This window comes from Terriglobia bacterium (assembly GCA_020073205.1).
GTDB lineage: Bacteria > Acidobacteriota > Polarisedimenticolia > Polarisedimenticolales > JAIQFR01 > JAIQFR01.
In genome coordinates this window covers 1-14,665 of sequence record JAIQFR010000003.1, presented here as the reverse complement: position 1 = coordinate 14,665, position 14,665 = coordinate 1, and the positions used below count along the sequence as shown (strand labels likewise).

The 14,665-nt window shown below is 69.1% G+C and carries 13 protein-coding genes; 10 read left to right on the top strand and 3 right to left on the bottom strand.

The annotated features are described in order from the left end of the window. Positions 1-29 precede the first annotated feature (29 nt). Genes LAO51_01140 through LAO51_01105 form a run of 8 tightly spaced genes read left to right on the top strand, consistent with a single transcriptional unit; the run spans position 30 to position 8,334 of the window. A complete protein-coding gene (locus LAO51_01140; protein MBZ5637341.1) occupies positions 30-1,415 on the top strand; it encodes a hypothetical protein in 1,386 nt (461 codons plus the stop codon). A 29-nt stretch (positions 1,416-1,444) separates the two neighbouring features. Next, positions 1,445-2,020: a hypothetical protein gene (locus tag LAO51_01135; protein ID MBZ5637340.1), complete on the top strand. Its 576-nt coding sequence runs from the start codon at positions 1,445-1,447 to the stop codon at positions 2,018-2,020. Between the two features lie 6 nt (positions 2,021-2,026). Further along, positions 2,027-3,853: an FAD-dependent oxidoreductase gene (locus tag LAO51_01130; protein MBZ5637339.1), complete on the top strand. Its 1,827-nt coding sequence runs from the start codon at positions 2,027-2,029 to the stop codon at positions 3,851-3,853. Further along, positions 3,846-4,340, top strand: coding sequence for a Rieske 2Fe-2S domain-containing protein (locus LAO51_01125; GenBank protein MBZ5637338.1), 495 nt, complete (start codon positions 3,846-3,848; stop codon positions 4,338-4,340). Before LAO51_01130 ends, LAO51_01125 begins: the two co-directional genes overlap by 8 nt. Continuing rightward, positions 4,337-5,098, top strand: a complete 762-nt coding sequence (locus LAO51_01120) for a cytochrome b N-terminal domain-containing protein (GenBank protein ID MBZ5637337.1) — start codon at positions 4,337-4,339, stop codon at positions 5,096-5,098. The genes LAO51_01125 and LAO51_01120 overlap by 4 nt, the downstream gene beginning before the upstream one ends. Then, the gene (locus LAO51_01115) at positions 5,095-5,805 is read left to right on the top strand and encodes a hypothetical protein (protein ID MBZ5637336.1); all 711 of its coding nucleotides are present in this window, start codon (positions 5,095-5,097) and stop codon (positions 5,803-5,805) included. Before LAO51_01120 ends, LAO51_01115 begins: the two co-directional genes overlap by 4 nt. Positions 5,806-5,824: 19 nt before the next feature. Further along, positions 5,825-7,846, top strand: coding sequence for a c-type cytochrome (locus LAO51_01110; GenBank protein ID MBZ5637335.1), 2,022 nt, complete (start codon positions 5,825-5,827; stop codon positions 7,844-7,846). Beyond that, on the top strand, positions 7,843-8,334 hold the full coding sequence (locus LAO51_01105) for a cytochrome c (GenBank protein ID MBZ5637334.1): 492 nt from the start codon (positions 7,843-7,845) through the stop codon (positions 8,332-8,334). The genes LAO51_01110 and LAO51_01105 overlap by 4 nt, the downstream gene beginning before the upstream one ends. 26 nt (positions 8,335-8,360) lie before the next feature. On the opposite strand, the gene LAO51_01100 is transcribed toward LAO51_01105, so the two are convergent. The 3 genes from LAO51_01100 to LAO51_01090 are packed head-to-tail and all read right to left on the bottom strand — an operon-like array spanning position 8,361 to position 11,724. Then, entirely contained in the window at positions 8,361-9,107 is a 747-nt protein-coding gene (locus tag LAO51_01100) for a succinate dehydrogenase/fumarate reductase iron-sulfur subunit (protein MBZ5637333.1), read from the bottom strand. After that, positions 9,104-10,924 carry a fumarate reductase/succinate dehydrogenase flavoprotein subunit gene (locus tag LAO51_01095; GenBank protein ID MBZ5637332.1) on the bottom strand — a complete coding sequence of 607 codons (1,821 nt, stop codon included), beginning with the start codon at positions 10,922-10,924 and terminating at the stop codon, positions 9,104-9,106. Before LAO51_01095 ends, LAO51_01100 begins: the two co-directional genes overlap by 4 nt. Beyond that, positions 10,921-11,724 carry a succinate dehydrogenase gene (locus tag LAO51_01090; GenBank protein ID MBZ5637331.1) on the bottom strand — a complete coding sequence of 268 codons (804 nt, stop codon included), beginning with the start codon at positions 11,722-11,724 and terminating at the stop codon, positions 10,921-10,923. Before LAO51_01090 ends, LAO51_01095 begins: the two co-directional genes overlap by 4 nt. A 231-nt stretch (positions 11,725-11,955) precedes the next feature. Between LAO51_01090 and LAO51_01085 the strand changes: the two genes are divergently transcribed. Next, positions 11,956-12,399: an SRPBCC family protein gene (locus LAO51_01085; GenBank protein ID MBZ5637330.1), complete on the top strand. Its 444-nt coding sequence runs from the start codon at positions 11,956-11,958 to the stop codon at positions 12,397-12,399. 127 nt (positions 12,400-12,526) lie between these two features. Continuing rightward, on the top strand, positions 12,527-14,665 hold a 2,139-nt coding region (locus tag LAO51_01080; protein MBZ5637329.1), incomplete at its 3' end, for a hypothetical protein.

The following is a 14,665-nucleotide window of genomic DNA, read 5'->3' as shown; positions in this document are numbered from 1 at the left end:
CGCGACGGCTTACCAGGAGGGGACGTCGAATGCGAGTCACGAAGCTCTCCGCCGCGATCCTGTCCGCCACGTTCGTGACGCTGCTGATCGTGAGCGTCCTGCCGGCTCGAGCGGTGCCGGTGTTCGCCCGAAAGTACAAGACGTCTTGCCAGACTTGTCACGCCATCTTCCCGAAGCTCAGTCCTTTCGGCGAGGCGTTCCGGCTCAACGGCTACCGGATGCCCGCGGAGACCGAGGAGCAGGTCAAGCAGGCGCCGGTCCCGCTCGGTGCGGAGGCCTACGCCCGCGTCTGGCCGGACGCGGTCTATCCGGGGGACCTCCCCGGCAACGTCCCCGTCGCGATCAACGTCAAGATGGCGAACGTCTTCTCGTCGAGCCACGACGATACCGGCCGTCAGATCGTGCACAACGACTTCCAGTTCCCGCAGGAGGTGAATCTCTTCTCCGCCGGCACGCTCGGCCCGACGTTCGGGTTCCTCGGCGAACTCACCTACGCGGAGAACCCCGACGGTTCGAGCGACGTGGAGATCGAGCACGCGCAAATCACCTGGAACTCGCCGGGACACCTCTTGAACTTCAAGGTCGGGAAGTTCGCGCCGGATCTCGCCGACGGGTTCCAGGAGATGTGGCTGATGACCGACAACGGCGTTGACGCCCTGTTCGGCTACGACCCGATCGGGCTCCGGGGGGGCACCGGCCTGTCCGACGGCCCGCTGGGAATCAGCCTCCCGGCGGGAGTCAAGGCGATCGAGATGTACGGCGTGGCCGCGCACCGGCTCTTCTACACGGTCGGGATGGCCAACGGGATCGGGCCCGGGCCGAACGGCACCCACGACGGGAACAGCTCCAAGGACTACTACGCTCGGCTCGATTACAAGTTCGGCGGCATGGGCCTCGACGGTGACACGACCGGCCGCCAGCTGCCGCCGGAGAACTGGCGCGAGGATTCCGTGCGGGTCGGCGTCCTCGGGTACCTCGGCAACGGCAAGGGCATCGATTTCCCGGTGACCGACGACGAAGGCCTGGGATTGAACGAGCAGGACCTCCGTTACGAGCGCGAGGGCGTGTTCGTCTCGTGGTACTGGCGGGATCTGAACCTCTTCGGCGTGGCGCTCCACGGGAGCGATCGGCTCGAGCTGTTCGATCCCGAGAGCGGCGCATCGATCGACACGTCGACCCGGGGATGGAACGCGTGGTTCGCCCAGGCCGACTACGTGATCAAGCCTCCCTTCCAGGCCTCCCTGCGGTACGAGAGCCTCACTCCCGCCGACTCGTCCGTGAAGACGCAGCGCTCCCTGAACGCCAACTTCAGCTTCCTCGCGCGCGCGAACGTGAAGGCGATGCTCGAGTACCACCGGGACCTGAACGACTCGCTGAACTACACCCTGGCCACCGTCCTCCGGTTCGCCTACTGACGACCGGCATTCCCGGGAAGGAGTCCCGCATGAAGACGTTCCTGACGGCTCTAGTGATCCTGACCGCGACGGCGGCGGTCGCCGGCGACCTTCACGGCAAGGTCGAGTGCAAGGGAGTGCGCAATTGCGCCGACGCGGTGGTCTACGTCGCCGGGGCCCCGGGGAAGACGTTCGATCCCCCGGCCGAGCACGCCAAGATCAACCAGATCAACCTCACCTTCGTCCCGCGCGTGCTTCCGGTGCTCGTCGGCACCACCGTGGACTTCCTGAACTCCGACGCGGTCCTGCACAACGTCTTCTCCCCGGACATCTGTTGCCAGAAGTTCAACCTGGGAACGTGGCCGAAGGGAGAGTTCAAGTCCTACACCTTCAAGAACGAGTGCGTCGCGACCCTCCTGTGCAAGGTGCACCCCGAGATGGAGGCCTTCGTCGTCGCGGTGCCCACCCCGTATTTCGCCGTGGCGAAGCCCGATGGCTCGTACTCGATCGCGGGAGTTCCGGACGGCTCGTACACGGTCAAGGTGTGGCATCCGAAGCTCAAGGGGGTGGAGAAACCGCTCGCCGTGAAGGGGGCCACGTCGGCGGATTTCGCCCTCGGAAAGTAGCCTACGGTGACCGACGCGAACCTCGGCTGGCTCGAGCGGAACTTCCCCTGCAAGTGGGCGTGCCCGGTCCACACGGAGGCCGGCAAGTACGTCACCCTGATCGCGCAGGGGAGGTACCGTGAAGCCTACGCCGTCGCGCGGCGGCCGAATCCCCTCGCCTCCATCTGCGGCAGGATCTGTGCGGCCCCCTGCGAGAAGGTCTGCCGGCGGGGGGAGCTCGACGCCCCGATCTCGATCCGCGCCATGAAGCGCTTCGTCACGGAGAGATTCGGCGTCGAGGCCATGATGGACTTCTCCGTCCTCAGCGAGATCTACGGCAGGCGCTCGGACCGTCACACGGAGCGGGTGGCCGTCGTGGGGTCGGGGCCTTCCGGTCTCGCGTGCGCGCACGATCTGGCGCTGATGGGGTATCCCGTCACGATCTTCGAGGCCGCACCCGTCGCCGGCGGCATGCTGCGGCTGGGAGTGCCGGAGTACCGGCTCCCGCGGGCGCTCATCCAGCTCGAGGTTCACGCCATCCTCTCGCTCGGCGTCGAGCTGCGGACCGGCGTGCGGCTGGGCCGGGACCTCGGTCTCTCGGATCTCCGCGACCTGGGGTTCTCGGCGATCTTCCTCGGGGTCGGCGCCATGAGGAGCCGGGATCTCACGGTCCCCGGGGCGGATCTCGACGGCATCCTCCGCGGCGTCGACTACCTGCTCAACGTCAATCTCGGCTACAAGGTCGAGATGGGCCGCCGCATCGTCGTCATCGGGGGCGGGAACGTGGCGGTGGACGTCGCCCGGACCGCGGCCCGCGGCGGGGAGCAGGAGAACCTCCAGCGCAACCTCTCCATCGTGCAGGCCCTGGACGTGGCCCGCAGCGCCGTGCGGTTCGGCGCGCGCGACGTCGTCGTGTGCTGTCTCGAATCCGAGAGCGAGATGCCCGCGGTGCCGGAGGAGGTGGAGGAGGCGGTCCGGGAAGGGATCCGCTTCCGGTATCGCGTCGGACCGAAGCGATTCATCGGCAGCGACGGCACGGTGACCGGTGTCGAGTTCCTCGACGTCTCCCGCGTGTTCGACGAGGCCGGGAGGTTCGCTCCCACCTTCGTCGAAGGCTCGGAGAGCGTGATCGCCACCGACAGCGTGATCACCGCCATCGGCCAGACGTCGGACCTGTCGTTCCTCAGGCCGGACGACGGTGTCGAGACCCGCGGGGGGCGCATCCTGGTGGATCCCGGGACGCTTGCCACCACCGCTCGCGGCGTGTACGCCGGCGGAGACGCGGCGTTCGGGCCGCGCATCGCCATCGACGCGGTCGCGGACGGCAAGCTCGCGGCGCGGTCCATCGACGAGCTCCTGCGGGGTCATCCTCGGCGGGAGCCGGAGATCGCGGTGGAGATCGTGGTCCACCCGCGGTACGAGCGCGGGCTCGACTACGAGGGGGTGCCGCGGCAAGCGCCTCCCACGAGAGCGATCGAGAGGCGAGTGGGGATCACCGAGGTCGAAGAGTGCCTGAGCCCGGGCGCGGCGAGCCTCGAGGGCACGCGCTGCCTCCACTGCTGGACGAACACGATCTTCGAGCAGGACCCGGCGAGCGGCACCGAGTGCATCCTCTGCGGCGGCTGCCAGGACGTCTGCCCGGAGGACTGCATCGAGATCGTCCCATCCGCCCACGTCGTCTCGGTCCCACGGGGAGCCGAGGAGGTGGAGCCGGGCCTCGGCGGCCCGCTGCTCGGCGCCGTCATGATCAAGGACGAGGAGACCTGCATCCGCTGTGGCCTCTGCGCGAGGAGATGCCCGACGGGGACCATCACGATGCAGTCCTACCGTACGAAGGAGCGCTCCGTTGCGTGAAGACAAGAACGACGCGGGCCCGCGGAGCCGCCCGCCGACGGCGACTCGCCGCGACTTCCTCTACCAGATCGGCGTCGGCGCCGTCGTGGTCTCCACGGTGGGGGCCGGGGCCGTCACCTTCGATTTCCTGAGACCCAAGGTCCTCTTCGAGCCGCCGACGTCGTTCGAAGCCGGGAGCGTCCTCGATTACGCCGAGGGAACCGTCCGGTTCTTCAAGGAGAAGAAGGCCCTGGTGATCGGCGGATCCGGCGGCGTTTACGCGCTCTCCGCGGTGTGCACCCACCTCGGCTGCATCGCCCGCTTCCATTCCGACGAGGGGGTCATCGCGTGCCCCTGCCACGGAAGCCGGTTCGGCCTCGACGGCGAGGTCCTCCACGGTCCGGCCCCCCGGCCTCTTCCCTGGCTGGAAGTCCAGGCCGATGCCGCGGGCAATCTCGTGGTCGACACGAGCGTCGTGGTCCCCCGCGGAAGGATGCTCAAGGTATGACGGACCTCGGTGCGGTCGGCCGCCGGCTGCGGGAGACCGCGGTCTACCGGTCCATCGTCCGCCACGGCGTCGCGGACACCAACCGCAACCGCTCTCTCTTGGTGTTCGAGAACCTCTTTCTGCATGTCCATCCCGTCAAGGTCCGCGAGAGGACGCTGCGCTTCACCCACACGTTCTGGCTGGGCGGGGTCACGACGATTTCCGCGCTGGTGCTGATCGTCACCGGGATCCTGTTGATGTTCTACTACCACCCGTCGGTTCCGCAGGCCTTCAGGGACATGAAAGAGCTCCAGTACGTCGTGGACGACGGGCTCTTCCTGCGGAACCTCCACCGGTGGTCCGCGCACCTGATGGTGCTCGCCGCGTTCCTCCACATGCTTCGTGTGTTCTTCCATCGCGCCTACCGCCCCCCGAGACAGTTCAACTGGGTCGTGGGAGTCGCCCTCCTCCTCGCGACCCTCGGCTTGTCGTACACCGGGTACCTTCTACCGTGGGACCAGCTCGCGTACTGGGGGGTGTCGGTGGGCACCAACATGGTCCGCGAGGTGCCGATGCTCGGCGAGACGTTCCGCTTCTATCTGCTGGGCGGGAACGTCGTCTCCGAGAACGCGCTGCTCCGTTTCTACGTGCTCCACTGCGTGGTTCTCCCCGTCGTCCTCGTCCTCCTCCTCGCCGTCCACATCTGGCGGGTGAGGAAGGACGGCGGCGTCCAGGGCCCTTCCGACGACCGCCAGGAGCCCTTCGAGGAGGTGACATGAGCCCGCCCTCGCGGATCGCGATCGTCGAATCGGCGGATCCTCTCGGCGTCCCCCGCCGGATCGCGCTGGTCCGCCCCGACTCGCGCCCCGAGGTCCGCCGGACGGACGAGCGGTACGTCATGTCGTTCCCGCACCTGATCGTGCGGGAGGTGATCCTCTTCCAGCTCGTGGTCTCCTTTCTCGCCATCGCGGCGCTCCTGTTCAACGCGCCCCTCGAGAGCATGGCGGACCCGGTGGAGACCCCCAATCCCGCGAAGGCGCCCTGGTACTTCCTGGGGCTCCAGGAGCTCCTCCACTACTTCCCCCCGGTCGTCGCCGGGTTCCTCCTCCCGGCGCTCGCGGTGCTCGCCCTCGCGGTCATCCCGTACGCGAGGATCAACCTCGTCGCCGGTCCACTCTGGGCTTCCGGAGGACGGAGAACGGCGTGGGGGATCGCGGCCACCGTGACCGCGCTCTCCCTATTGTTCGGAGCCTTCGGTTGTTGGCCCGTCGTGGTGCCGACGCTCCTCGTCGGCCTCCTCATGTTCCTCGCCCGGGGCGTGGCGTCCGGCTCGAAGGGAGGGGGCGCGCTTCATCGGATCTCCCTGCCCGAGTGGATCATGATCTGGTTCGTGACGATCGCCTCGACGCTGACGATCATCGGGACGTTCTTTCGCGGGCCCGGCTGGTCTTTCGTTTGGCCCTGGGCCGGGACCCCGGGAATGTGAGTCTTTTGGAGGAGGTCGCGTGCCGCTGAAACGCCTGTTCGCCGCGAGCAGCGTCCTGTTTCTGGTCGTTCTGGCGATCTCTCCGGTCAAGAACGCGCTGCGCCCTTACCGCTCGTTCCAGCAACGCTACCGACAGATGGGCATCGAGCGCGCGAAGACGGTGAAGGCGGCGCGGGAATATCGGGAGCGGCCGGTACGGATCGAGCAGCTCTGGCTTCGCGACCTCGGCGACCGGGTCGACCGCTGCACGACATGCCACGTGGGAACCACCGACCCCCTCATGACCGACGTCCCTGAGCCGTTCCGCCGCCACCCCGCCACCTACCACACCCCTCGGGACCTCAAGCGGCTGGGTTGCACGTCCTGTCACGGCGGCCAGGGGCCGGCCACGGTCGCGGACGACGCCCACGGCACCGCTCCCGACTCCGGCCCGCCGATGACCCCCACCCCGTATCTCGAGTCGGGCTGCGGATGGTGTCACACGACCGCGTCTCCCCCGGAGGCGCCGGTGCTAGAGAGGGGCCGCGCCGTCATGGCCCGGGCCGGGTGCTTCGCCTGCCATCGCGTCCAGGGGCGCGAGGGATTCCGCTCCGACGCTCCTTCGTTGACCACGCTCCCGCTGAAGACCGGCGGCGAGTGGCTGCGGCAGTGGCTCAAGGGCCCGAGGGACGTCGATCCCAACACGCCGATGCCCGATTTCCACCTGGCCGACGAGGAGATCAACGATCTCTCGCACTACCTCTTCGGCCAGGCGGTCCCCCGCGATCTCACCGACCGGGTCGTGACCGCCTCAAGGGAGCCCGCGGGGGAGGCCGCGAACGGGAAGAAGATCTTCTCGGAGTCCCGTTGCATCTCGTGCCACACGGTGGAAGGCAAGGGCAACGGCTCCGCCCCCGAGCTCTCCAAGGTCGCATCGTGGGCCGCGCGCGGCTGGCTCCTCGCGTTCGTCCGCGACCCCCGCGCGTTCTATCCGCGCACGAGAATGCCTCAGTATCACTTCAGCGAGGTCGAGTCGCGGGATCTCGTCGCTTACATGGAAGAAGAGCTCAAGGACTTCAACGCACCGCCCAACCTGCTCGAGCCGCTCCCCGTGAACCGGACCCGCGCCGAGGCGGGGGAGAAGCTCTTCAGGAGGTACGGCTGCTTCGCGTGTCACGCCGGCGGAGGCGCGGCCGAGTCGGAGGAGGTCGGACCCGAGCTGACGGCCATCGGAGACAAGAGGGCCTCCTCTCTCGATTTCGGCCTCCGCCACGACGTGTCGCGGGATCTCCCCGACTGGCTCGCCGCCAAGATCGAGTCTCCGCGATCGTTCGCGCCGAACCTCAAGATGCCGTCGTTCGATTTCAACGCCGACGACACGCGCGCCGTCGTCACCGCCCTGCTTTCGTTCCGGGCGGAGCCGGTCGCCGAGGGCTACCGGCCCGCGGCGCACGCTCCAATCGCCATGGTCCCGGGAGGCGAGGTCGGACGTCTGATCGATCGATATCGGTGCCTCTCGTGCCATCAGATCGGCGCGCTCGGCGGCGACCTCTCCACCGCCCCCCTCACGCGCGAGGGGAGCAAGGTGAAAAAGGAGTGGCTCCTCGACTACCTCATGCTCCCGTACTCGATCCGTCCGATCCTCGAGGAGCGCATGCCGAACCTGCGCATCCCGCGAGAAGACGCGTTGGCGCTCGCCAACGCCGTCGACGCCTTCTACGTCGACCCCGGGATCCCCGACGACCCCTTTCGCGATCGGCCGGTCTCGGACGCGGACCCGGCCGAGGGGGAACGCCTCTACGTGACCCTGGGCTGCAGGGCCTGCCACATCACCGGCTCGTCGGGGGGATACTACGGCCCGCCGCTGACCGACACGGCGAAGCGGCTGAAGCCTGGATGGCTCTACGTCTGGCTGAAGGGCCCGCAGCGCTGGCGCGCCGACGTCCGCTGCCCGGACTACGGCCTCAGCGACACGGATGCGCTTCGCCTCACCTCCTATCTCGGGACCCTCGTCGCCCCGCCCGCTCCCGCCTCTCCCGTCGCGAAGGGAGGCGCGCGTTGAGCCCCGCGAAGAGGTTCGCGTCGCTACTGCTGGCGACCGCCGCGGGCTTTGCGTGCGGGAAGAGCGCGTCGCATCCGGCGGCGACCTCCCCCGCGAAGACGAAGGAAGCCACGTCGGAGGGGGTCGGAACGGCGGCGGGCGCCGCACCGGTCGCCGGCACGGCTCCGACGCAGCCGCCGTCGCCAAGCCTCTCCTACGAGCTGAGGCTCGGGAAGGACGTTTACCAGCGCTACTGCATGACGTGCCACGGCGAGACCGGAGCGGGCGACGGGTTCAACGCCTTCAACCTCAACCCACGGCCGACGAGTCTCGCGGACGCCGCCTTCCAGCGCAAGAAGACCGGGGCCGACCTTGAAGACGCGATTCGACGCGGAGGCGCCGGCGTGGGACTGTCGTCCCTGATGCCGCCGTGGGGTCGTACGCTCTCCGACCGGCAGATCGACGCCGTCGTCGAGTACCTCAGGAACCTCCCGAAGCCCCCTTCCTGACCCACCGTACGCGCCCGCCCCTTCGCCTAGTCGATCCCGACCAGCCGCAGGAGCGACCGGAGGGGGTCGTAGTAGCGATCGACGACCCGCTCCTTCAGCGGGATGATCGCGTTGTCGGTGATCGTGATCCCCTCGGGACAGACCTTCGTGCAGCACTTCGTGATGTTACAGAGGCCGATCCCGTGATTCGCTCGCAGGTCCGGAACGCGGTCCTCGACGTCGAGGGGGTGCATCTCGAGCGACGCGGCGTGGACGAGAACCCTCGGTCCCACGAACGTCTCGTGGCGCCCGTGCTCGCGCAGGACGTGGCAGACGTCCTGGCAGAGGAAGCACTCGATGCACTTCCGGAACTCCTGCACGCGGTCGACGTCGGGCTGCGCCATCCTCCACGTCCCGTCCTCGGCGTCGGGGGGGCGCGGCTTGAACGGGCGGACGGCGCGCTTCGCGCGGTAGCTCGAGGTCACGTCCGTGACGAGGTCGCGGATCAGCGGGAAGGCGCGCATCGGCTCGACCAGGACCGGCTCGTCCGCGGGCAGGTCCGAGAGGCGCGTCATGCACATGAGGCGGGGCCTGCCGTTGACCTCCGCCGAGCACGAGCCGCACTTGCCCGCCTTGCAGTTCCAGCGGACCGCGAGGTCGGCCGCCGACTCCGCCTGGATGCGGTGCACGGCGTCGAGGACGACCATCCCCTCCTGCACCGCGGTGGCGTAGTCCACGAGCCCGCCGTCGCGGGGGCCGCCGCGCCAGATCCTGAAAGTCCTCTCCGCGCTCACTTCATCTCCTCGATGATCGCCCGCTGCTCCGGGGTCGGCGCCGGGAGCGGCTCCCGAGCCACGCTCATGCCGCCGGCGGGGTCCCTGCGCACGACGATGCTGACCTTTCCGAGTCCGGGGTCCTTCTCGGGGAAGTCCTCGCGGAACTGGGCGCCGCGGCTCTCGCGGCGCTCGAGGGCGGAACGGGCGATGGCCTCGGAGACGGTGAGGAGGTGCCGGAGGTCGAGGGCCGTGTGCCAGCCCGGATTGTACTCGCGATTCCCGGACACCCGGACCGCTAGGGCGCGCGCGCCGAGCGCAGCCACGACCTGGAGCGCGCGGCGCATCTCCTCGCCGTTGCGGACGATCCCGACGAGATCCTGCATCGTCTCCTGTAGCTCGTGCTGGATCGCGTACGGCCCCTCGCCGCTCGAGGGCGAGCCGCCGAACGGCCGGAGCGCCTCCCGCTCCGCGTCGGCCACGTCGGCCGGGTCGGCGCCGGCGGGGGCCGTCCCGCGGGCGTATCGCGCGGCGTGCTCTCCCGCCCTCTTGCCGAACACGAGGAGGTCCGAGAGGGAGTTCCCCCCGAGGCGGTTGGCGCCGTGAAGCCCCGCCGCGCACTCCCCGGCGGCGAAGAGGCCCGGCACGGAGGACATCTCCGTGTCGGGATCGACCCTGACGCCGCCCATGATGTAGTGGGTGGTCGGACCGACCTCCATCGGCTCCTTCGTGATGTCGATCCCGGCGAGCTCCTTGAACTGATGGTACATGCTCGGAAGCTTCCGCCGGATGTGCGCCTCGCCGTCCCGGACGCGCGCCGTGATCCAGGCGATGTCGAGCATCACCCCGCCGTGCGGCCCTCCGCGCCCCTCGCGGATCTCCCGGACGATGCAGCGCGCGACGTGATCCCGCGTGAGGAGCTCGGGGGGGCGTTTCGCGTTCTTGTCCCCCTGGCAGTAGCGCCAGCCCTCCTCGTCGTCGGTGGCGGTCTGCGTCGCGTACGCCTCGGGGATCCGGTCGAACATGAACCTCCGCCCCTCCCGGTTGCGGAGGACGCCGCCCTCGCCGCGAACCCCCTCGGTGACGAGGATCCCGCGCACCGAGAGGGGCCAGACCATCCCGGTCGGGTGGAACTGGACGAACTCCATGTCCACGAGGTCGGCGCCGGCCTCGAGCGCCAGCGCTTGGCCGTCCCCGGTGTACTCCCAGCTGTTGCTCGTGATCGCGTACGCGCGCCCGATCCCGCCGGTCGCCAGCACGACCGCTTTCGCCTCGAAGACCGCGAACCGCCCGCGCTCACGATCGTAGGCGAACAGCCCGGCCACGCGGTTCCCGCGCTTCAGGATCCGCGTGACTGTGTGCTCCATGTAGAACTCGATCCCGGCATGGACGCCGTGGTCCTGGAGGGTCCTGATCATCTCGAGCCCCGTCCGGTCGCCGACGTGGGCGAGGCGCGGGTATCGGTGACCGCCGAAGTTCCGCTGGAGGATCCTCCCGTCGGGGGTGCGGTCGAAGAGCGCACCCCACCCCTCGAGCTCGCGGACCCTGGCTGGGGCTTCCTTCGCGTGGATCTCGGCCATCCGTGGATGGTTGAGGTACGCTCCGCCCCGAAGGGTGTCGGCGAAGTGGACCCGCCAGGAGTCGCGGTCGTCGACGTTCGCCAGCGCCGCGGCGATGCCCCCCTCCGCCATCACCGTGTGGGCCTTCCCCAGGAGCGACTTGGACAGGACCCCGACCGAGACTCCCGCCGCCGACGCTTCGATCGCGGCCCGAAGGCCGGCGCCGCCGGCCCCGACGACCAGCACGTCGTGCGCGACGCGCCGGATCTCTCCGCTCACAGGATCCTCACATCGTGCCAGATCCCCATCGAGCACAGCCGAACGTAGAGGTCCGAGAACCCCACGGAGAAGAGGCTGCACCAGGCGTAGACCATGTGCCGCCGGTTCAGACAGGTGACGCAGCCGTACGCGGCGCCGCGGAGCGACGACGACTTCGTCAGCTCGTCCTTTCGCCCGCCGATCAGATGCCGGAGGGAGTGGCAGCCCAGGGTGTACATGGCGAGGAGCGCGACGTTCGCCGCGAGGACGAGCGTGCCGATGCCGATTCCGAACCGCACCCGGCCCGTGGCGGGGTCGGCGAACGACATCGCCCTCAGGACGTCCCAGGCGAGGATCAGGAGGATCGGCTCGGCGAGCCTCAGGAAGAACCGGTGGACGTTCTGCGCGACGAGCGGAAACGACGCCTCGCCGCGGTAGAGCTTCCGCGGCTCCCCGACGGCGCAAGCCGGCGGGTCCGACCAGAACGCCTTGTAGTACGCGCCGCGGTAGTAGTAGCAGGTCAGGCGGAACCCGCCGGGCGCCCACAGGATCAGGAGCGCGGGCGAGAATGGGAGCCAGACGGGCCACCACCCCGGTTTCGGGCCGAACCACGCGTGGGGCGAGTCCCCGAAGATCTCGGGAGAGTAGAACGGGGAGAGGTACGGGCCGAAGGTGTAGTGATTTCCCTGGAACGCGGCCCAGGTCGCGTAGACGATGAAGGTGGAGAGGCCGAGGGCGACCGCAAGCGGCTGGACCCACCACCGGTCCCGCCGGGAGGTCTCGCCGAACTTCCTGCGAAGGGGGGCTTCCGCTCGCTCCATGCTGCGTGACTCCCCGGCTCCGACCGCCCCCCGGCCGGTTCCGATCGAAAGAGCATATCGCATTTCCGCCGAGAGGCGTTCCGTCTTCCGCGACCGCCTGCCGCGGTTTGACATGCAAGCAATCACTTGCATATAATGCCACGGGTATTCGTGGGGCGCGGCTCGCGAAGAGCGACCGGCGCCACCTCGAGACATCGCGTGGCCTCGGGAGGGAGGCGGAGGGAGACTCGCATGGACAAGCCCGAATTCGTCTACGTGACGTACGTATCGACGACCCCTGAGAAGCTCTGGAACGCGATCATCGACCCCAAGATGACCGCGAAGTACTGGCAGCACGACAACCTGTCCGATTGGAAGCCCGGCTCCAAGTGGGAGCACCGGACCTCCGACGGCGATCGGGCTCTGCGCCTGGTGGGCAAGGTCGTCGAGGTCACTCCGCCCCGGCGCCTCGTCCTCACCTGGGCGGACCCGGCGGACGAGGCGCGCGCGGAGAAGCACTCGAGGGTCACGTTCGAGATCGAGCCGGTCGGCGATCTGGTGCGCCTGACCGTGACCCACGACCGCCTCGAGCCAGGCTCCGAGATGCTCGAGGGGATCACGAAGGGCTGGCCCAAGGTCCTGTCCAGCCTGAAGACCCTCCTGGAGGTGGGGAGGCCCCTGCCCAAGCTCTGGTGAGAGGCCGACGCCCCGATCGGGCGGAACCTGGCGCCTCAGCCGTTCCCCGCAGACATCTCTTGTAATGCGGGACCGTTGGGCGTATGCAATGTGGCAGCCGTGACCGTCACGGTTGGAGAAGATCAGTATGCGCCAGCCCAAGATCCTGTTCCCTGGAGCGATTGTCGCCGGACTGCTGTTGGCCCTCGGGATTCCCGTCTTCGCCGGCGGCCCCGCCACCGCGAAGGAGCGAAAAGCCACCGCGAAGGCCCACGCCCGGAAGGAGGGGGCCGACAACGGGGCACCGGCGTTGCCGTCCGGCACCCCCCCGGCGTCGGAGTCGGCCGGAGCCGCCTCCTACGACATGAAGGACAAGATCAGGGCGTACAAGAACGCGCTCGGGGACACGGTCTACGCGGTCTCGGCATCGCACTTCGACGTCTCGCCGCCGCTCGCCGAGATGGCCGCCCAGGCGTCGGTCGAGCCCCAGATCGAGGCCGAGCCGCGGCTCAACCCGCAGCTCCCGAGCTGGCGCCAGATCCGCTCGGGCGTCCCCGATCCGGTGGTCCAGGCCGCGGTCCAGCCGGAGAGCGAGTTTCAGACGGGCGTCTCCCCTTTCGCCGCGCCGACCACGGGCTTCAACTTCCTCGGCGTGGGCACCAGCGGCGCCACGCCGTCCGACAGCAACGGCTCGGTGGGGAACAACCAGTTCGTGGAGACCGTCAACATCCGGTATCAGGTGTGGTCGCTCAACCGGTCCACCAGCGTCGCCACCTCGGTGCTCGGACCCACGAGCATCAGCACGCTCTGGTCCGGGTTCGGCGGCGCCTGCCAGACGCAGAACAGCGGCGACCCCATCGTGCTGTACGACAAGACCGCCGGCCGCTGGCTCATCTCGCAGTTCACCTCGACCGCCAGCTCCGGGTTCTACTACCAGTGCGTCGCGCTCTCGACGACGAGCAACGCGACCGGGAGCTACTACCGCTGGGCCTTCGCGGTTCCCGGCGGCGTGTTCGGCGATTATCCGCACTTCGGCTCCTGGTCGGACGCCTACTACATGATGGCCCACGCGTTCACGTCGTCCTCGGGGTCGTACGTCGCCGCGATCTTCGCCGCGATGGATCGGCCCAAGATGATCGCCGGCGACCCGGCGGCCACCTGGCAGGTGATCGAGGACGCGTCCGAGGGAGGGCACATGCCCGCGGACCTCGACGGGTTCGCCCCGCCCCCCACCGGCGCGCCGGGGATCTTCGTCTCGCTCCACACCGAGGGGATGTTCATCTACAGGATGAAGGTGGACTTCGCGACGCCCACCAACACCGTCAAGACGCAGCAGGCGACGGTTCCCGTCGCCGCGGCGACCGGCGCCTGCGGTGGGGGCGGCGCCTGCATCCCGCAACCCTCCACGACCCAGACGGTCTCCTCGCTCGCCGACCGGCTGATGTTCCGCGCGGCCTACCGGAATTTCGTCGATCACGAATCGCTAGTCGTCAGCCACTCGGTAGATCCGTCCGTCAGCGGGCTGGTCTCCGGCGTCCGCTGGTACGACTTCCGCCTCTCCGGGACACCGGATACCACCTGCCCGACCTACCCCTGCCTCCACCAGCAGGGGACGGTCGCGGACGTGGCGAACGGCCGGAGCCGCTGGATGTCGTCCATCGCCATGGATACCGCGGAGAACATCCTGGTGGGGTACAGCGCGACCGGCAAGACCGCCGGCAGCGACAACCACACCATCCGCTACACGGGCCGGGCCAAGAGCGATCCGGCGGGCCTGATGACCGCGCCCGAGACCACCGTCGCGACCGGCACGGCCAACAACACCAACAGCCGCTGGGGCGACTACACCAGCATGAGCGTCGATCCGTTCGACGACTGCACGTTCTGGTACGTCAACCAGTACTTCACCTCCGCGGGCAGCTGGTCCACCCGAGTCGCCTCGGCTGCCTTCCCCGCGGGGAGCGCCGACGGCCAGTGCCCGACGACGGCCTGCACCGCCCGTCCGTCCGCCGCGCCGACGATCGGGACCGCGACGGTCCCCGGCGACAACCAGATCACCGTGACGTGGAGCGGCATCGCTCCGGCGCCGGGCGCCTACGCGATCGAGCGCGCGGACGGCGCGTGCGGCAGCGAAGGGCTCTACCGGCCCCTGGCCGCCGCGGCCGGGACCGCGTCGAGCTTCACCGACACGACGGTGCTGGGCGGGCTCACCTACTCGTACCGCGTCATCGCCGCGTCCGACGCCGCCGGCAAGTGCCAGTCGCTGGTCGCCAGCGGGTGCGCGCAG